This is a genomic window from Pacificimonas sp. ICDLI1SI03 (assembly GCF_054740865.1).
The window spans coordinates 642375-661395 of record NZ_JBSQAU010000001.1 but is presented as its reverse complement, the minus strand read 5'-3'; the positions used below and the strand labels follow the sequence as shown (position 1 = coordinate 661395).

Annotated in this window: 18 protein-coding genes; 10 read left to right on the top strand and 8 right to left on the bottom strand. The window is 61.8% G+C overall.

Annotated elements, in window-relative coordinates:
* Window positions 1–21 precede the first annotated feature (21 nt).
* Window positions 22–759, top strand: coding sequence for a 3-oxoacyl-[acyl-carrier-protein] reductase (gene fabG / locus ACSMXM_RS03130; protein WP_460313868.1), 738 nt, complete (start codon window positions 22–24; stop codon window positions 757–759).
* A gap of 24 nt (window positions 760–783) precedes the next feature.
* Here the strand turns inward: fabG and ACSMXM_RS03125 are convergent, their stop codons facing one another.
* The 4 genes from ACSMXM_RS03125 to sciP all read right to left on the bottom strand — a co-directional run bounded on the left by ACSMXM_RS03125 (window position 784) and on the right by sciP (window position 6222).
* Window positions 784–1803: a collagen-binding domain-containing protein gene (locus ACSMXM_RS03125; protein WP_460313866.1), complete on the bottom strand. Its 1020-nt coding sequence runs from the start codon at window positions 1801–1803 to the stop codon at window positions 784–786.
* 228 nt (window positions 1804–2031) lie between these two features.
* The gene (locus ACSMXM_RS03120; protein WP_460313864.1) at window positions 2032–4737 is read right to left on the bottom strand and encodes a valine--tRNA ligase; all 2706 of its coding nucleotides are present in this window, start codon (window positions 4735–4737) and stop codon (window positions 2032–2034) included.
* Between the two features lie 48 nt (window positions 4738–4785).
* On the bottom strand, window positions 4786–5844 hold the full coding sequence (gene aroC / locus ACSMXM_RS03115) for a chorismate synthase (protein ID WP_460313862.1): 1059 nt from the start codon (window positions 5842–5844) through the stop codon (window positions 4786–4788).
* Between the two features lie 81 nt (window positions 5845–5925).
* Window positions 5926–6222 carry a CtrA inhibitor SciP gene (sciP, locus tag ACSMXM_RS03110; RefSeq protein ID WP_460313860.1) on the bottom strand — a complete coding sequence of 99 codons (297 nt, stop codon included), beginning with the start codon at window positions 6220–6222 and terminating at the stop codon, window positions 5926–5928.
* Between the two features lie 174 nt (window positions 6223–6396).
* Between sciP and mnmA the strand changes: the two genes are divergently transcribed.
* Window positions 6397–7515, top strand: coding sequence for a tRNA 2-thiouridine(34) synthase MnmA (gene mnmA / locus ACSMXM_RS03105; RefSeq protein ID WP_460313858.1), 1119 nt, complete (start codon window positions 6397–6399; stop codon window positions 7513–7515).
* Between the two features lie 12 nt (window positions 7516–7527).
* Here the strand turns inward: mnmA and ACSMXM_RS03100 are convergent, their stop codons facing one another.
* From ACSMXM_RS03100 to pdxH, 4 genes are read right to left on the bottom strand one after another with little or no spacing between them, the layout of a single operon-like run.
* Window positions 7528–8226 (bottom strand): endonuclease/exonuclease/phosphatase family protein, encoded by a 699-nt coding sequence (locus ACSMXM_RS03100; RefSeq protein ID WP_460313857.1) that lies wholly within the window; start codon window positions 8224–8226, stop codon window positions 7528–7530.
* Between the two features lie 36 nt (window positions 8227–8262).
* Entirely contained in the window at window positions 8263–9090 is an 828-nt protein-coding gene (locus ACSMXM_RS03095) for a PhzF family phenazine biosynthesis protein (RefSeq protein ID WP_460313855.1), read from the bottom strand.
* Window positions 9048–9995: a cation diffusion facilitator family transporter gene (locus tag ACSMXM_RS03090; protein ID WP_460313854.1), complete on the bottom strand. Its 948-nt coding sequence runs from the start codon at window positions 9993–9995 to the stop codon at window positions 9048–9050. The genes ACSMXM_RS03095 and ACSMXM_RS03090 overlap by 43 nt, the downstream gene beginning before the upstream one ends.
* Window positions 9992–10576 carry a pyridoxamine 5'-phosphate oxidase gene (gene pdxH, locus ACSMXM_RS03085; protein WP_460313852.1) on the bottom strand — a complete coding sequence of 195 codons (585 nt, stop codon included), beginning with the start codon at window positions 10574–10576 and terminating at the stop codon, window positions 9992–9994. The genes ACSMXM_RS03090 and pdxH overlap by 4 nt, the downstream gene beginning before the upstream one ends.
* Before the next feature lie 165 nt (window positions 10577–10741).
* Here pdxH and ACSMXM_RS03080 point away from each other — a divergent pair, with 165 nt between their 5' ends.
* The 8 genes from ACSMXM_RS03080 to ACSMXM_RS03045 all read left to right on the top strand — a co-directional run bounded on the left by ACSMXM_RS03080 (window position 10742) and on the right by ACSMXM_RS03045 (window position 19006).
* Entirely contained in the window at window positions 10742–11722 is a 981-nt protein-coding gene (locus ACSMXM_RS03080; protein WP_460313850.1) for a DnaJ C-terminal domain-containing protein, read from the top strand.
* 7 nt (window positions 11723–11729) lie between these two features.
* A complete protein-coding gene (locus tag ACSMXM_RS03075) occupies window positions 11730–12626 on the top strand; it encodes a YihY/virulence factor BrkB family protein (RefSeq protein WP_460313848.1) in 897 nt (298 codons plus the stop codon).
* Window positions 12627–13430: an enoyl-ACP reductase FabI gene (fabI, locus tag ACSMXM_RS03070; protein ID WP_460313846.1), complete on the top strand. Its 804-nt coding sequence runs from the start codon at window positions 12627–12629 to the stop codon at window positions 13428–13430.
* Window positions 13431–13505: 75 nt separating this feature from the next.
* Entirely contained in the window at window positions 13506–13952 is a 447-nt protein-coding gene (locus ACSMXM_RS03065) for a MarR family winged helix-turn-helix transcriptional regulator (protein WP_460313844.1), read from the top strand.
* The gene (locus ACSMXM_RS03060; protein ID WP_460313843.1) at window positions 13945–15021 is read left to right on the top strand and encodes an HlyD family secretion protein; all 1077 of its coding nucleotides are present in this window, start codon (window positions 13945–13947) and stop codon (window positions 15019–15021) included. The genes ACSMXM_RS03065 and ACSMXM_RS03060 overlap by 8 nt, the downstream gene beginning before the upstream one ends.
* Complete coding sequence (locus ACSMXM_RS03055) at window positions 15008–16558, top strand: DHA2 family efflux MFS transporter permease subunit (protein ID WP_460313841.1); 1551 nt, start codon at window positions 15008–15010, stop codon at window positions 16556–16558. The genes ACSMXM_RS03060 and ACSMXM_RS03055 overlap by 14 nt, the downstream gene beginning before the upstream one ends.
* A 119-nt stretch (window positions 16559–16677) precedes the next feature.
* The gene (locus ACSMXM_RS03050) at window positions 16678–18156 is read left to right on the top strand and encodes a hypothetical protein (RefSeq protein WP_460313839.1); all 1479 of its coding nucleotides are present in this window, start codon (window positions 16678–16680) and stop codon (window positions 18154–18156) included.
* A gap of 10 nt (window positions 18157–18166) precedes the next feature.
* Window positions 18167–19006 carry a transporter gene (locus ACSMXM_RS03045; RefSeq protein WP_460313837.1) on the top strand — a complete coding sequence of 280 codons (840 nt, stop codon included), beginning with the start codon at window positions 18167–18169 and terminating at the stop codon, window positions 19004–19006.
* The last annotated feature ends 15 nt before the right edge of the window (window positions 19007–19021 follow it).

The following is a 19021-nucleotide window of genomic DNA, read 5'->3' as shown; positions in this document are numbered from 1 at the left end:
CCCTTAGTTTAGGAGATTTCCATGTTCGATCTTTCAGGACGCCGCGCCCTCGTAACCGGCGCATCCGGCGGTATTGGCTCCAGCATCGCCCGCGCCCTTGCCGCGCAAGGTGCCGTCATTGCCATATCCGGCACGAACGAAGATAAACTGGCGGCATTGGCGAAGGACTTGGGTGGGGATGTCCATCAACTGCCCTGCGATCTTTCCGACGCGGCGGCCGTCGACGGCTTGGTCGGCCGCGCGGTGGAAGCGATGGGCGGGCTCGATATTCTCGTGAACAATGCCGGTGTTACCCGCGACAACCTCGCCATGCGCATGAAGGACGAGGAATGGGACAGCGTCATCAGCGTCAATCTTGAGGCGAGTTTCCGGCTGGCACGCGCCGCGCTGCGCCCCATGATGAAGGGTCGTTTCGGACGGATCGTATCTATTACCAGCATCGTCGGAACCACGGGCAATCCCGGACAGGCAAACTATGCCGCATCGAAGGCCGGACTGGTCGGCATGTCGAAGGCGCTGGCGCAAGAGGTCGCAAGCCGCGGCGTGACGGTAAATTGCGTGGCGCCCGGCTTCATCCAATCGGCAATGACGGATGCACTGCCCGATGCGCAGAAAGAGGCGTTGACGACGAAGATTCCGGCGGGATCGCTCGGCACCGGCGACGATGTCGCGGCTGCCGTGGTTTACCTATCCTCGAACGAAGCGGCCTACGTTACCGGCCAGACGCTGCATGTGAACGGCGGCATGGCGATGATCTGACGATCATCGCCATGTCTGCGCGTCCTAGGATGCGGCCAGCTTTGAGCGAACGCGCAGCCCGGCGACACCGGCGATGCCAAGACCGAAAAGGGCGAGGGCGGCGGGTGCGGGGACCTCGCCGGGCGGCAGTTCCTCTTCGAAGCTGAGATTATTGCCGGAATAGGTGCCGAGGTGAATCTCGCTGTTCAGATTGGCACTGCCGAACACGACACTGCCGTTGATCGGGCTGTTGTTCGTACCGAACGCTTTCGGTGCGAGTACGGAACCCCAGAATTCACGGTTGAACGTCAGACGCTCCGCATTGACGAAATTCCAGATGATCGTCGAGCCAAGGGCTTCATTGGCACCGTTGATGAAATTGTCCTGCAGGGAAAATTCCGTATCCGCGACGTTGATGACGATCGTGTCCAGATCACTGCTGCCCGCGCCGAAACCCAGACCGCTGACGATGTCGTTGCCATTGCTGGCGAGCAAATTGGTAAGGCTGTCAACGTTGAAAACGGCGACGCCATTCTGATCCGCGACGGGGTTGAAGATACGATTCTGTCCCTGAATGGTGGTGGACCCACCCGTGTCAGAGAGAGAGGCGAGCGCGGTCGAGAGGGACAGAAAATCGTCGTCGAACATGGGCACGTCGACAGCCGCATTCGACTGAAGGCTGTTGCCATTGGCATTGACCCCACTGATCGTGCCGCCGGCCTTTACCGTGTAATAGCCGCCATTCAGGTTGATCTGGCTGATATTGCCGCCGGCGACGACCGAACCGCCACCCTGAATATTCTGCCAACCACTGCCGATATTGCCGCCGACCTGCAGCTTCGGCGCGTCGCTTGCGGCCTGAAAGCCTGCGCCGCCGACATTGTAGTTCGACGACCCGGAAAGATTGCCGCCAACATGGGTGCGGCCCTCGACCTCCGAAGAATTCTGCAGGTTGCCGAGAGTGACCAGATTGTATGTGCGCATGACCTCCAGACCCTCGATCGGTCCGGCGGTGGCGGTAGTAGATACGCCGGCAGCAAGGCCGACGAGCGAAGCGATCAGCACGCGAGACATTTTTATTCCATTCCCATCAGGCAATCCCCGTCACGAAGATCACCCGCAGATTAAACATATTACGGATTAAGTTTCCGTATTGCCGCCTGCATAACATGGGATAATGTTTCGTACAAGAAACGGAACTTTAGTCCACCCGCCGGGCCCAACCCACCAGCGTGGCGTCCAAGCGTCCCTAATGCCTCCACCTTTCGATCCGACGGGCCGGCCGACCGCCTGCTAGGCGAGGCGATCTAAAGCTGCGCTCAAACGTCGCACCTCCAATTGCCGCTCAACCAGCTTCTCCTCTGTTTCCGCCACGACTTCCGGTTTTGCCTTTTCGCGGAAATTGGGGTTACCGAGGCGTCCCTCGATGCTCTTTATCTCCTTTTCGGCGGCATCGACCGTTTTCGCGAGGCGTGCCCTTTCGGCAGCAAGGTCAACGACCCCCTCCAGCGGAATGACATAAGTCGCCTCGCCGACGAGGATCTGGGCCGATCCCCCCTCGGGCGCCGGATCGGTGGAAATCCCCTCTGCGCGGGCAAGGCGCTCGATCATGTCGCCGTTACGCGTCAGGCGCGCCTGCGTTTCTGCATCGGCTTCCCGGACATACAGGGGCAGTTTCGCGCCTGCAGGCACGTTGAGCTCGCTGCGGCTGGAGCGGATGGCGCCGATCAGGTCGATCAGCCAATCGACCTCTGCTGCCGCCTCCTTGTCGATCGAACGACTATCTGCCTCCACCCATTTGGCGTGGATCAAGCTGTAGGGCCGTGCGCCCATCTTGTGCCACAGCTCCTCCGTGATGAAGGGCATGACAGGGTGCAGGAGCACCAGAATCTGATCCAGGACCCAGCCGGCGACGGCGCGGGTTTCCTCCTTCGCTGCCTCGTCCTCCCCTTGCAGGACAGGTTTGATCAGTTCCAGATACCAGTCGCAGAAGCGGTTCCAGGCAAAATGATAAATCGCATCGGCATAGGCGTCGAAGCGCAGGTCGGCGATGGCGAGGTCGATCTGCTGGGCTGTCCGGATCGTTTCGCCGATAATCCACTTATTGACGGCGCTGGTCGCGGCGGGCGGCGCGAGCGTCTGACTGGCACCGATGCCATATCCTTGTGCAAAACGCGCGGCATTCCACAGCTTTGTCGCGAAATTGCGATAGCCCTCGATCCGGGCGACATCCATCTTGATATCGCGACCCTGGCTTTCCATCGCCGTCATGAAAAAGCGCAGCGCATCCGCGCCATATTGGTCGATCAGTTCCAGCGGGTCGGAGGTATTGCCCTTCGACTTCGACATTTTCTGGCCGTCCGCGGCACGGACAAGCCCATGCAGATAAAGCTGCCGAAACGGCACCTCCCCCAGCAAATGCATGCCCATCATCATCATGCGGGCATCCCAGAAGAACAGAATGTCGAACCCCGATATGAGGAGGTCGTTCGGATAACGCCCCTGCCCCTTCACATCCTCCTTCGGCCAGCCCTGCGTCGCGAACGGCCACAGAGCCGATGAGAACCAGGTGTCGAGAACATCGTCGTCGCGTCGAAGCTGTGCGGAACCCGCCTGTTCCTGCGCGGCGTCCTCCGTCATGGCGACATAGGCTTTGCCATTTTCGTCATACCATGCGGGAATGCGGTGCCCCCACCATAATTGCCGCGACACGCACCAAGGCTGGATATTCTCCATCCAGTTGAAAAAGGTCTTTTCCCAGGTTTTTGGCACGATCTGAATATCGCCCGAACGCACCGCCTCAATGGGTCGCTTCGCCAGCGCTTCGGCGTCGACATACCATTGGTCGGTCAACCAGGGCTCGATCACCACGCCGGATCGATCGCCATAGGGCGTCTGGATCTTTCGCGGTTCGGCGTCGTGCTCCTCTTGTTCGCCTTCCTTCGTCGTGACGACGTGAGGAATCAGGACACCTTCCGCCTTCAGTTTTTCAATAACCAGCTTGCGGGCATCGAACCTGTCAAGGCCCAGAAACTCGTCGGGAATCAGCCCGTCTGCCGTCTGCACGACATGTGCATCGGCGTCGAACATGTTGAGCATATCGGCAGGCGAAATCCCGGCGCGCTTGCCCACGTCGAAATCGTTGAAATCATGACCCGGAGTGATCTTCACCGCGCCAGAGCCAAGTTCGGGGTCCGCATGTTCGTCGGCGACGATCTTCAGCCGACGGCCAGTAAGGGGCTGTTCGATCTCCTTGCCGATGGCGGATGCGTAGCGGGCATCCTCGGGGTGCACCGCAACCACCATGTCAGCGAACATGGTTTCCGGGCGGGTCGTCGCAACGACAATATGATCGCCGCCATCCGCCAGCGTCGCTCCGTCCGCCAACGGGTATCTGATCTGCCAGAAATGACCGCTGACCTCGACCGTTTCCACCTCCAGATCGGAAATGGCGGTCTTCAGGCCGGGATCCCAATTCACCAGCCGCTTGTCGCGATAAATCAGGCCATCATTATAGAGGTCGACGAACACCTTTGTGACCGCTTCCGCGAAATGCGGGTCCATGGTGAACTGCTCGTTCGCCCAGTCCATCGAACAGCCCAGGCGACGCAACTGGCCGGTAATGTTGCCGCCGGATTCCTGTTTCCAGTCCCAGACCTTCGCGATGAACTCGTCGCGCGTGAAGTCGGTACGCTTCTGCTGCTTCGCATTCAGCTGCCGCTCTACCACCATTTGCGTGGCGATGCCGGCATGATCGGTGCCAACCACCCATTTGGCATCCCGCCCCCGCATGCGGGCATGGCGCACCATCACATCCTGCAGCGTATTATCAAGCGCGTGACCGATATGAAGATTGCCCGTCACATTGGGCGGCGGGTTCACCAGCGTCCACGGTTCGGCGCCCGGGCGTTCGGGGCGGAAGGCACCAGTGGACTCCCACTGCGCATACCAGCGGGATTCGATTTCGGCGGGGTCGAAGGTTTTGGGGATTTCGGTCATGAATCGCCCTCTGCCAAGGATGCTGCGCTGCGGCAACAGAGTGCTGTGCTAGCCCACCTGTGCGCGATGCATCAGGAACGCGTCGGCCAGCACCAGCGCCATCATCGCCTCTGCCACGGGCACGGCACGGATGCCCACGCAGGGATCATGCCGCCCCTTTGTGCGGATCTCCGTTGCCGCCCCGTCGCGGTCGATCGTTTCCACCGGTGTCAGGATGGATGATGTCGGCTTCAGGGCGATACGGCAGACAATCTGCTGGCCCGTCGAAATGCCGCCCGCCGTACCGCCCGCATGATTGCTGTCGAACAAGGGCGGGTCGCCGGGGCGCATCGCGTCGGCGTTCTGCTCTCCGGTCAGGCGCGCTGCGTCGAAACCATCGCCGATTTCCATGCCCTTCACCGCGTTGATCGACATCATGGCACTGCCCAGTTCGCTATCCAGCTTAGCGTAGATCGGACTGCCCCATCCGGCGGGAACGCCGTCGGCGAGAATTTCCACGATCGCCCCTAGCGAGGAACCGGACTTTCGCGCGGCATCCAGCGCCCCCTCCCATCTGGAGGCGGCAGCAGCATCCGCGCACCAGAAGGGATTGCGGGAAATTTCCGCTGCGTCGAAGCCGCTGACGCGGTCGCCGCCCAATTCGACCACATGACCAAGAATGCCCACGTGCGGAATCACCTTGCGCGCGACGGCCCCCGCCGCCACGCGGGCCGCTGTTTCCCGCGCGCTGGACCGGCCCCCGCCGCGATAGTCGCGAAAGCCATATTTGGCGTCATAGGCGTAATCGGCGTGACCGGGCCGGTATTTCCGGGCGATGTCGCCATAATCCTTCGACCGCTGGTCGGTATTTTCGATCATCAGGCTGATCGGCGTGCCGGTCGTGCGCCCCTCGAATACGCCCGACAAAATACGAACCTCGTCCGCCTCCTGCCGCTGCGTCGTGAAGCGGGACTGGCCCGGTTTGCGCGCATCCAGATAGGGCTGAATGTCCGCTTCGCCCAGGTGGATGCCGGGGGGACACCCATCAATGACGACCCCCAGGGCAGGCCCGTGGGATTCCCCCCAGCTGGTAAAGCGAAATGCGCGTCCGAATGTATTAAATGACATGAGGGCCGCTCTTGGCGCGGCGGCAGGCCCTAATCAATCATTTCCATCTCCACGAATCGGAAGTCGAATTGCAGGTTCGACCTACCCGTCCTGACGCTCGAACAGCGCGCGATAATGTTGCGTACGCGTCACGCGCAGACCCGCGAGACCCGCACGGTCCACCGCCCGTTGCCAGGATGTGAACTCCTCCAGGCTGAGGTCATAGCGTTCGCATGCCTCGTCGATCGTCATCATCCCGCCCTTCACTGCGGCGACCACTTCGGCCTTTCTGCGCACGACCCAGCGACGGGTCGAAGGGGGTGGCAGATCGTCCATCGTGATCGGTTCGCCCAGGGGACCAATGACGGAGGCTGGCTTGAAGTCTTGATTTTCTAACATGTTACTCCCGGGATCTTTGCCCCATACAGACTCGTTTGGATCTTCTTGCTCCATGGATTCAGTCTTATCGCGCCACACGGTTAGAAATTAGCTAACCGCCGATTGTCTTTTTTACCGTGTCATTCCCGTGGGCGGGGTGGCGCGAGAGGTCGGTGCCATGTTATCCGCGCTTTAATGGCCCTCGACCTGCAGCTTCCCGGCCCCGCAAAGGGGAAACGCATCGTCGTCGCGATGTCAGGCGGCGTCGATTCCTCCGTGGTCGCGGCGCTGGTCGCCGAAGCCGGGTACGAGACGATCGGCGTCACCCTGCAACTTTACGATCATGGCGCCGCGGTCCCCTCCTCAAAAACCTGCTGCGCGGGCAGCGACATTCACGATGCGCGGCGCGTCGCGGATCGCATCGGCATCCCGCATTACGTTCTGGATTATGAAAGCGCCTTTCGCGACAGCGTGATAGACGATTTCGCGGACAGCTATGCGCGCGGAGAAACGCCTATTCCGTGCGTGCGCTGTAACCAGACGGTCAAATTTCGCGACCTGCTGACGGTGGCGCGCGATCTGGGCGCGGATGCGCTGGCGACGGGGCATTATGTGCGGCGGGTGGAACGGAACGGCAGCGCGGAACTGCACCGCGCCATCGATCCCGCCCGCGACCAAAGCTATTTCCTGTTCGCGACAAACCGCGCCCAACTGGATTTTCTGCGCTTCCCGCTGGGGGGCATGGACAAGGCAGAGGTGCGCGAACATGCCCGCCGCCTGCACCTTGCCATCGCGAACAAGCCGGATAGCCAGGATATCTGCTTTGTCCCGACCGGCGACTATGCTGGTCTGGTCAAGAAACTGCGGCCCGAAACGGCAATGCCCGGCGATATTGTCGACCTGAACGGTCGAACCCTCGGTCGGCATGACGGTCTGGTCCATTTCACGGTTGGGCAGCGCAAGGGCATCGACGTCGGCGGGCAGCCAGCGCCGCTGTACGTCGTGCGGCTGGAGCCCGAGACACATCGACTGGTGGTGGGGCCGCGTGAAGCATTGGGCGTCGCCAGCGTCGCCCTGTCGGACATAAATTGGCTGGGGGGAGACATACCCGAGGGCGGCTTGCCGGTGGGCGCGAAGATCCGCTCAATGGCAAAGCCGACCCCGGCGCTGTTCGACGGTGAACGACTTCACTTCGCAGCGCCCGAATATGGCGTGGCGCCGGGACAGGCGGGCGTCATCTATGATGGCGACCGTGTCCTGGGCGGAGGATGGATCGCGGCAACCGAACCCGCGCTGGCGGACCTCGCGGCCTAGACTCTCTCCGGCTCAACTGAGTTTCAAGCGCGCCCATATCGGCAAATGGTCACTCGCACGCTGCGACGTCGCCGTCATGTGGACGCCGCAACCGTCACAGTCGAAATCCAGGCTGTGAATGATCCGGTCGAGCGCAAGCGTCGGCCGGCGGGTGTGAAAGCTGGGGCCGCAGGGAGCGATCCGATATTGCCCGGGCAAGGTTGGCATCGCCGCCCTGCGCCCGCGATTCCAGTCGTTCGTATCACCCATCAGGATGGTCGGCATCGGCTTTCGCCGCTCTATCAGGTCGAGCAGGCTACGCAGCTGCCGCACACGAAACAGGCCGGACAGGTCCAGGTGCATGCCGACGATCCGCAACGGCCCCTGCCCCATATCGACCTCCGCCATTACCGCACCTCGCGGCTCCAGCGTCTCCAGCCACAGGGGCTCGGCGTGCAGGATTTCCGTCCCCTCGCGTACCAGAATGGCGTTGCCGTGCCATCCAATGCTCTTGGGACGCATGTCGAAACCGACATGCTTGTAATCGCCGACGCCCTCCTTCAGCAGGCCGGCGTCGACCACGGCACGCCGCTCAAAAAAGCGGCGATCCGCCTCCTGCAGGGCGACGATGTCGGCGTCCATTTCCGCGATGACGCGAAGAATGCGTTCGGGGTCGCGGCGCCGGTCGAGGCCGATGCCCTTATGTATGTTGTAGCTGGCGACGGTGATCATATGCGCGCCAACGCACGCAGAAGTGTTCATGTGCCGTCAGACCAGCAATTCACCCCGAATAACGTCAACGCAACTGCCGGTCAGAACTGCCCGATTGCCGCTGCGCCGGCATAGAACGTGGCCGCCCCGCTCGCTGGCCTGATAGGCGTGGAATTCATCGCGACCCAGCCTGTCCGCCCAATAAGGCGTCAGGATCGCGTGGGCGGAGCCGGTAACGGGATCCTCGTTGATCCCCGCGCCGGGTGCGAAAACGCGGCTGACCACGTCGATCCCCGGCTCGTCGCCTGGGGCGGTCGCTATGATCAGATAATTGCCGAGAGGCGCCATGGCGTTGAAGTCGGGCCGCAGGGCGCGCACGTCCGCTGCCGTATCATAGATGGCAAGGAAACTATCCTCGCCCTCGCTATCGGTGACACGCAATTCCTTCGGCGCTGCGCCGAATGCAGCGGCAAGACGATCATATTCCGTTGGCTGCGTTTCCCACGACGGCAGGTCCAGCGAATAACCATCCTTTTGCCGCGCGACGGTCAGAACGCCCGCCCCCTTCAGCGTGCGAAAGCGGACCGCCTCCCGGTCAGGGTCATCCGACAGAATGGCGTGGCCCGAGGCGAGCGTTGCATGGCCGCACAGCTCCACCTCGACCGCCGGCGTGAACCAGCGCAATTGATAATCCGCCTCGCCACTATCGTCGGGCACGACCCACGCGGTTTCCGCCAGATTATGTTCGCGCGCGATCTTCAGCATCAGGTCGTCCGGCGGGAAGGCATCGAGGCGGTAGACGGCTGCGCTGTTCCCCTCGAACGGCTCTGTCGCGAAGGCGTCTATGTGGCGGAAGGAAGCTGCGCTTCTGGATCGATCTGACAAAAATGGTCCTCCTCTACTTCGCTGTCGTCCATATGGCCCCGCGGATCGACATGAATCAGCAATTCGGTGCCGGGATAGGCCTTCAGCACGGCAGCCTCCACCCTGTCGGAAATCTCGTGCGCTTCCGCCACGGTCAGGTCGGGGTCGACCCACATGTGGAACTGAACGAAGTCCTGGTCGCCCGCGCGACGCGTGCGCAGTTCATGCACGCCGTGCACATCAGGCATGATCGCCACCATGTTCAGCAATTGCTGGCGTTGCAGTTCGGGCCATTCACGGTCCATCAGCATGTCGACGGCGCGCCTGCCGCCGCCATAGGCCGTCCAGGCGAACCAGGCGGCAATCGCGAGGCCAAAAACGGGATCTGCGCCCTCTAGTCCGAATCCCGCAAGAACCAGCGCCGCAATGACCGCCACATTGAGGGCAAGGTCGGACTGGTAATGGAGACGATCGGTCTCAATCGCCAGCGACTGTGTCGCGCGGGCGATCCGCCGCTGATAGACGACCAGCAGCAGGGTGACCAGAATTGCGAACAGGGACACGCCGATTCCGGCCTCTGGCGCCGCAACCGGTTGAGGATCGATCAGTCGGCGGACCGCCTGTACGGCAACGGCCAGCGCACTGATCCCGATCAGCATGACCTGAAACAGTGCCGAGATCGCCTCTGCCTTGCCATGGCCAAATCGGTGTTCCCGGTCGGCAGGCTCGGCAGCGACGCGAACCGCGAAGAATGTCACGAGCGAGGCGATCAGGTCGAGACCCGTGTCGGCGAGCGACCCCAGAATCGCCACCGATCCCGTTTCCGCATGCGCCCAGACCTTTGCAACAAGCAACAGCAGCGCAGCCGCGACCGAGGCGATGGCCGCCCGCCGCATCAGGGTGCCGCGCGTTGGAACGCCGCTCATGGATATAGCATATGTGTCGACCAGCCTGCCCCCGCGCGGGTGTAGATATACCGCTCATGCAGGCGGCTGCGCTTGTCGATCCAGAATTCAAAGGCCTTGGGGATCAGTCGCCAGCCGGACCAGTTTGGCGGGCGGGGAACATCCCGGTCAGCATAGGTTTGCTCGAATTCGGTGACCCGATCCTCCAGCGTCGAGCGGCTATCCAGTTCACTCGACTGCAGGCTGGCCCAGGCGCCGATCTGCGATGCGCGCGGGCGACTGGCGAAATAGGCGTCAGCCTCTTCGGCGCCGACCGGTTGGACCTGTCCTTCCAAGCGGATCTGGCGGCGTAGCGATTTCCAGTGAAACAGCAGTGAGGCCGCGCGATTGTCGGCCAGTTCCCTACCCTTCCGGCTGTCGAGATTCGTGTAGAAGACGAAGCCCCCTTCCGAAACATCCTTCAGCAATACCATTCGCACCGAAGGCGCTCCTGCCGCCGACGCAGTCGCCAGCGCCATGGCATTGGCATCGTGCGGTTCGGAGGCTTCTGCCTCCGCCATCCAGCGGTCGAACAGGGCGAAGGGGTCGTCGGGCAGGTCCATGATTGCGATCTATGCAGCGCCCCCACGGCAGACAACCGCGATCTTTGCAGGTGGTTCGCAGTAGCTTGCGAAGGCTTGTGCGGCCTCTTATTTCGCTGTCTTAGTGGAATAGGGCAGTTTGATCCGGTGTGGATTCGCGCCGCCCTTTATGATGACGGAACGCGAATGGCTGATCTTTATTCACGACTGGGTGTGCCGCGCGGCGCAGATGAGAAGGCGATCAAGTCCGCCTATCGCACGCTGGCGAAGGAGCTGCACCCCGACCGCAACAAGGACAATCCGCGCGCGGCGGAACGGTTTTCGGACGTCACGAAAGCCTATGACATTCTTTCCGACAAGGCACAGCGTGCCAAATATGATCGTGGCGAGATTGACGAAAATGGCGATCAGAAGGCGCCCTTCGGTTTCGGACGCGGCGGCGCGCGGCCCGGCTCTGCCCAAAATGGCGGCTTCGGAGGAGGCGGATTTGGCGGTGGTTTTGGTGGCGGCCGTGCCGGTACGCAGGAATTTGGCACCGACGACCTGTTGAACGAACTGTTCGGCCGGCGCGGCGGCATGGGAGGCGGAATGGGCGGTGGCCGTCCGGGCGGCAACCCGTTCGGCGGCGCAAGCCAGCCGCCGCCGCAAAAGGGCGCCGACGTACAATATCGACTTCCCATCCCGTTTGAGGAGGCGGCGGAGCTGAAACCCCAGCGCGTTACCTTGCGCAACGGCAAGACGATCGAAGTGAAGCTGCCACAGGGTTTCGAGGACGGCCAGACCATCAAGCTGACCGGCCAGGGCGAGGAAGGCCCAGGTGGCAAGGGCGATGCGCGTGTCACCCTGTCAATCAAGCCGCACAGATATTTCCGCAAGGATGGCGACGACATCCGTATCGACCTGCCGGTCCGTCTGGAGGAGGCGGTGATGGGGGCGAAGGTTCGCGTGCCCACCACGTCGGGCGGCGTCATGCTGACAATACCCAAGGGCACGAACGGCGGAACCGTCATGCGCCTGAAGGGAAAGGGGTTTTCGAAAAAGCCGTCCGGTCGTGGCGACCTGCTGGTCACAATTGAAATCGACATACCCGCAGGCGACGAGGCATTGGAAGCGTTTGTGCAGGGTTGGGACGCGGACCGGGCGAGAGATCCCCGCGCGGATTTGTAGCCCGGTTTTGCTGAACGACCTTATCCGGTCAGCAAAGACGATCCTGGCGTCCGGCACCCGACCGGTCGAGGTCGTGAAACGCGTGCTTGTCGGTGTGTTCGACGAGGGGTTTCTGCATGCGGGAAACCTCGCCTATCTTTCGCTTTTGACGCTGTTTCCCTTTTTCGTGCTGATTGGGTCCATCGCCGGCTTTCTTGGCCGGTCGGGGGACGGCCTGCGCGCAGTGCGCACTTTTTTGCAAACCGTGCCGCCCCGCGTGGCGGATCTTCTTGCCGAACCCATTGCTGCCATCCTGAGAGAAGGCGGAAGCGGGCTGATCACGCTGTCGATCGTCGTGGCGCTGTGGACGACGGCCAGCTATGTCGAAACCATCCGCCTGATCCTTTACAAGGCCTATGGTTTCAAGGCCATCCGACCGATCTGGCAGCGACGACTGCTCAGCTTCGCAATCATTTTGGGCAGCGTTCTGCTGATGCTTGTGGCATTTGCCAGCCAGTTCCTGCTGGTGGGTGTAGAGCAATTGGTGGAACGGCTTATCCCCAATTTGGACATCGGGATGCTGCAAAGCCTGCGCCTGGGGCCGATGGTCGCGCTGTTTCTGGCGCTTTACATCCTGTTCACCAGCCTGACCCCGCGAGAATATCGGGCAGGCTGGCCAAAATGGCCGGGCGCGCTTGCCACGACCTGCGTCTGGATCGGCGGCACCAACATCCTGCCGTGGGTTCTCGCAAATTTTGCGAATACCGACCGCTTTTACGGCCCCCTCGCCGGGGTCATGGTCACATTGATTTTTTTCTTCATCGTCGGCCTGGGATTCGTTCTCGGCGCTCATTTGAACGCGGCGCTGGCCTTGACCGCCACGGCGAAGCTAAAGGAAGACCAATTGAAATTGGAAGGCTTGTAAATGTCGGGACTGATGCAGGGAAAACGCGGCTTGATCATGGGGCTGGCCAATGACAGGTCATTGGCCTGGGGCATTGCGCAGGCGCTGCATGAACACGGCGCCGACCTTGCATTCTCATATCAAGGCGAGGCGCTGAAGAAGCGCGTGGCTCCGCTTGCCGAGCAGGTGGGCAGCGACTTCCTGATCGAGTGCGATGTTTCGTCGATGGACGCGCTCGACACCGCCTTTGACGAATTAAAGGCACGCTGGGACAGCATCGACTTTCTGGTTCACGCCATCGGCTTCTCCGACAAGGGCGAATTGCGCGGCAAATATGCCGACACGAGCCTGGACAACTTCCTGAACACCATGAACATTTCGGTTTACAGCTTTACCGCCTGCGCACAGCGCGCGGCTGCCATGATGCCAAATGGCGGCAGCCTACTGACGCTGAGCTATTATGGCGCCGAAAAGGTTGTCCCGCATTATAATGTGATGGGCGTCGCCAAATCAGCGCTGGAAACCAGCGTGCAGTATCTTGCCAATGATTTCGGTCCGGAAGGGATCCGCGTGAACGCCCTCAGCGCCGGGCCGATCAAGACGCTGGCGGCGTCGGGAATCGGCGATTTCCGCTATATCTTGAAGTGGAATGAACTGAACAGTCCCCTGCGCCGTAATGTCACCATCAAGGATGTCGGCGGCGCGGGCCTTTACCTGCTGTCCGATCTGGCGAGCGGCGTTACCGGCGAGACTCACCATGTCGACGCCGGCTATCATACCGTCGGGATGAAGCAGGAAGACGCACCGGACATAGCGCTAGACTGACGCACCAGCGGCCCTTCGCCCTGCGCAAGGAACACTCATGTTGAATTCATAAGCGTGCTTATTATATTTGCGCTCATGAACGAAAACCTGGGTTTTTTGATCTCCGACGTCGGTCGTCTGCTTCGCCGGCGTTTCGACGCGGACGCCAGTACGCTGGGCGTCACGCGGGCACAGTGGCGTGTGCTTCTGAGCCTTTCGCGCGAGGAGGGCATAAAACAGGCCAGTCTGGCCGAACGGCTGGAGGTGGAGCCGATCAGCCTGTGCCGAATGGTCGACCGCCTGGCAGAGGCATCGCTGGTTGAACGGCGCCGCGATCCCAACGACCGGCGCGCGTGGCTGATCTATTTGAAGGAGCCCGCCCGGCCGCTGATCGATCAGCTGCGCGATGTTGGCGCCGGTGTCTCCGCCGCCGCGACGGGCAATTTGTCGGCCGACGAGATCGAACAGCTGGGCCATCTGCTCAATAAGGTGCGGGACGGTCTGACGAGTCCCGCGAGCGAAGGAAACCGCGCTCATGGCTGAGGCTGATCCGCAATTCCCGTCCTCTGCCCAGCAACGTACCGTGGCGGCCGAAACCCCCGGGAAGCGCGGTCCATCGCGCCTGCTGATCATGCTGTCCGTGCCACTGCTATTACTGGCGATCGGGGCCTATTTATGGTTGATATCCGGCAAGACCGTCAGCACCGACAATGCCTATATTCATCAGAACGTCGTATCGATCAGCCCCGATGTCACCGGCCGGATCGTCGAGGTTGCCGCCGCTGAAAATACAGAGGTCGAGGCGGGCGACCTGCTGTTCCGTATCGATCCCGACCCCTATCGCATCGCGCTGGCAGCGGCAGAGGCCGATTTGGCGACCGCGAAGGTCGATGTGGGCGGCCTGCAAACAGATATTGGCGGCACCGAAGTCAATATCGCCGCCGCGCGAGAGGATCTGGCATTCGCGCAGGACGATTATCAACGGCAGAGCGAATTGATGGACCGCGGCTTCACGACCCGAACCCGGTTCCAGGCGGCAGAACATGGCGTCGCCGTCGCGCGGGAAAAACTGAATGCCGCCCTCGCCGCCCGCACGAGGGCGCAGGCATCACTGTCCAAAGGCGGGGCGAGCACCTATCCGGCCGTGGCATCCGCGCTGGCAAAGGTGGAAAAGGCGCGCCTGGACCTTGAGCGTACATCCGTCCTGGCCCCCGCCGCCGGCACCGTGAGTCAGGCCGATCGCCTGCAGGTTGGTCAGGTGATGGTTTCGGGCGTCCCGGCGCTAAGCCTCGTGGTTCGCGGCGAGAGCTGGATCGAGGCGAATTACAAGGAAACCGATCTTAACCAGATCCGCCCCGGCCAGCCGGCGAAGATTTCCATAGACGCCTATGACGGGCTGGAACTCGACGGGCATGTGGCCAGCGTCGGCGCCGGCACGGGGTCCAGCTTCGCCCTTCTTCCCGCCCAAAATGCCAATGGAAATTGGGTTAAGGTGACGCAACGCGTGCCCGTTCGCCTGGAACTCGACTCCCCCTCGCCTCGACCGCTGATCACCGGCCTTTCGGCGCATGTATCGGTGGACATCGAAGGCACGAATCATGCCAGCCGCTGACCGGTCCATCGTCGGACAGGCCAATACGCCGGTCACCAATAGAGGCCTCCTTACCATCGGCGTCATGCTGGCCACGGTCATGCAGGTGCTCGATTCGACGATTGCCAACGTCGCCCTGCCCCATATGCAGGCAAGTCTGGGTGCCACGGTCGACACGATTACCTGGGTGCTGACCAGCTATATCGTCGCAAGTGCCATCGCCATTCCCATCACTGGCTGGCTGGCCGACCGGGTCGGTGCGCGGAATCTGTTCCTGTTTTCGGCGATCGGTTTCGTGGGAGCCTCCATGTTGTGCGGCATCGCCACCAGCCTGGAGGAGATGGTCGCCTTCCGTGTGCTGCAGGGAATCGCCGGCGCCTTTATCGGCCCCCTGTCCCAGACCGTCCTTCTCGACATCAATCCGCCAGAGCGCCACGGCAAGGCCATGTCGATCTGGGGAATGGGCGTCATGATCGGCCCGATCACCGGTCCCGTGCTTGGCGGGCTCCTCACTGAAAATTACAGTTGGCGCTGGGTTTTTTATGTCAATCTGCCGATTGGTATCCTGTGCGTTGCCTTGTTGTGGTGGCTATTGCCGCGAAGGCCGCCCAGCCGGCGCAGCTTCGATCTTTTCGGCTTCTCCATGCTCGCCCTGGGGCTGGCCGCGCTGCAATTGCTGCTGGATCGCGGTCAGGGCGAGGACTGGCTGCACAGCACGGAAATCCTGATCGAGATCGGCGTTGCGGTGGCTGCCCTCTGGGTGTTCGGCATCCACATGGCGACAGCAAAATCTCCGATGTTCAGTCGCGTTTTGCTGACGGACAGGAATCTGATGACATCGCTGCTGTTCATGATCGTCATTGGCGTCATGATGTTTGCGACCATGGCCCTGCTGCCGACGATGTTGCAGCAGCTCTATGGCTATCCGGTCATCGATACCGGATTGTTGCTGGCACCGCGCGGAATTGGGGTGCTGATATCGATGGCGCTGGCAGGGCAGTTGATGGGCAGGGTGGATTCACGCTGGTTGATCGGCTTTGGCATGATCCTGGCGGCGGTATCCCTGTGGTGGATGACCACCTGGTCCCTGGAAATGGGCTGGTGGCCCATCGTTACGTCCGGGTTCGTGCAGGGGCTGGGCATGGGTTTTGTCTTCATCCCGCTCAACACGCTGGCATTTGCGACACTGCCACCCAGCGCCCGCACAGACGGCTCCAGCCTGCTCAACCTGTTGAGGAGCGTCGGTGCCTCCATCGGCATTTCGGTAGTATCCACATTTCTGGCCCGCAACCTGCAGGTCAGCCATGCCGATCTGTCGGCGCACGTCACCAGCTACAGCATCTTTTCGTTCGATCCCCAGCAAGCGACCCGTTTCGGTGAAATGGGGAACCAGTTGTTCGCTCTGATCGACGCAGAAATCAGCCGCCAGGCGCTGATGATCGCCTATCTGGACGATTTCTGGCTAATCATGTGGCTCAGCATGGCGGCAATCCCGCTCGTATTCCTGCTGAAGCGTGCGCCGTTGCAGGCTGGATCGTCCCCGCCTGTCATTGAGTAGCCACTGCGCCATTGTTGCTTTCGAACGAAAATTAACTATATTTCATACGGTACGCGCTGCAAACTTCTTTCCGATCATCTCCATATTTCGTCCCCCGCAGCCATGAAACGAGGTCCGCGGTGCACCGCCCGTCTTCCAGCTTTGCCAATACGCCCAACGAAGGGGGCAGCGCCCCTCTTGATATGACATTGCTGTCGACGGTGGATGCGGGCCCGGACAATTATCTGCGTTCCGAAGCGGAGATTGCTGCGTCTGCAACGATTTTCGATCATGTGGCGGCGGGGCGGACTCTCATTCTGCTGGCGGGCTTTCCGGGTGTCGGAAAAAGCGCGTTGTTGCGCCGCATAGAGAGGGACTGGGCGACCCATTTTGGCGCGATCCTGCTCGCTGCCCGGGGCGCCGCACTTGGCGGCATGGAATGCCAGACGCCTGATTTGCTTTTGGTGGACGAGGCGGAGGATCTGGACGATGCGGGACGCGACTGCCTGAGCGAGCGCGTAACCGCCGGTCGGCCCAGCATCATCGTCGCCGCGCGCCCAGACGATGTCCGCGCCCTGCCCCCCGGCGCAGAACTCACCATCGTTCGTCTCGACCCGCTAACCCCGGAAGAGGTTGCACGGCTTGCTACGGCGCTTTGCGGTGATCTGGAGTTGTCGGGGGGCACCCTCAGGCGGATCTCGCTGCATGCCGAAGGACGGCCGCGTCTGGTGCGCTCCCTGCTGCGATCCGCTGCCATCGAGGCGACACTGGAAAATGCAGAGACGGTCGAGCCTTACCATGTCGATCTGGCCGCCGCGCGACTGGCGCTGAGGAATCAGAGACGCATGGCGACGGACGATCCCGCAATGTCTCCGCACGCATCCGTCCCCCTCGCGCGGCCGAGAGGCGAAAGCGAAATCTCACTTGTCGAGCGGAACGAAAACGACGGCCCCCCGCAGGGTCCAGCCATTGCCGCCATCAGCCCGCAGGAGGAAGGCCGCGTGTCGAAATCACGCCGGGGCAAGGCGTTCGGTACGGGCGCGGCACTGATCGCAGGCCTGGCAGCATCCTATGTCCTGTTCCTGGCGCCGCAGCCGATCAGGCCCCTCAACGGGGCTGACGAGATAGGCGACCGCTCGGCCACCGCAACAGGGCAGCAGGAGGTCGCCGCTCTGAACAGGTCGCAGCATGAAGTCGCGGGTTCCGGGGAGCCGGCATCAGGTAATACTGGATCAGGTGAGGGATCGGCCACGCGGATCGACGGCGCGCTGACCTATTCCGAACCTACGGAGCCGTTGTTCGCAGGTGAGAGGGCTTCGGCCTCCGTCGCCGACACGTCCACCGCCCCATCATCGAGCAGCCCTCCGCCATCGCCTGCGCCTCAGACTCGCAAACCTCCTGCGGAAATAGCCGTGCTAGCCGAAGCGGACGAGCCTGCGGTCCTTGTCGAGCAGTTGGAACCTCTAACCCTGTCACAAGATACTCTCCCGCTGCTGGTCGCCGAGGCCCCCTCCAGCCCTCCCCCGGCGCAGGCTGCCGATGCCGCACCGGAAACTGATGATCGCGCTGCAAAGGCGACGCGAGAGGCGCGTGATCGCCTGCGCGCCATGCGAAACTGAAGAGGTAGTCATGAAATCGAGATTTTTTGTCAGCGCCCTGATCGGGACAAGCTTCTTCGGCGCTGCGGCGATCGAGGCTGCGGAATCGGGCCCAATGCCGAACCCCCGGCTGGACAACGTGACGAGTCTGTCGGGGTTTAGCGCGTCGACCGGCGTCGCCTATTGGCAGGGCGATTTTGGCCTGCCGACCCGGTCCAACCTGCTCGTCGTTCCGTTCAGCCTGAAATATGATTTCGGCGATCTGCGGGTGTGGGGAACGCTGCCCTATATGCGGGTAGAAAGCGATGCACTGTTATTCGCCGGAACCGACGGCGGCCCCATCGTGGCGGGCGCTAAAATTTCGCCTGGCCAGGCGCGCGTTCGCGATGGACTGGCCGATCTGACGCTGGGGGGAACCTGGTCGCTGACCCGTTCTGCCGAAGATGGTTTCGACGTGGACGTGACGACCCGCGTAAAACTCCCGACCGCATCCAACGACAGTGGCCTCAGCACGGGAAAAACGGACGTTACCTTGGCGGCCGACATCGCCAAGCCCATCGGCGGCATCGTTCCCTATGTTTCCGCTGGCTACCGTTTTCTGGGCGACCCAGACGGCTTCGACCTGAACAACACATTGCATCTGGCCGGCGGCTTTTCCGTCCCGCTGGGCGAACGCGGCGACACGGTGGCTTTGCTCGCTTATGAATATGATGAAAGCCCCAGCCCCCTGGTCGATGACGGCCACGAGCTATTTTCCGCCGTCAGCGGGTCGATCAACGATCGCTTCAGCTGGACCGGATATGGCTCGGTGGGCCTTAACGAAGGTGCCAGCGATTTCGCCCTTGGCCTGCTTCTGACAGCCGCATTTTAACGGTTCAGCGCGGCG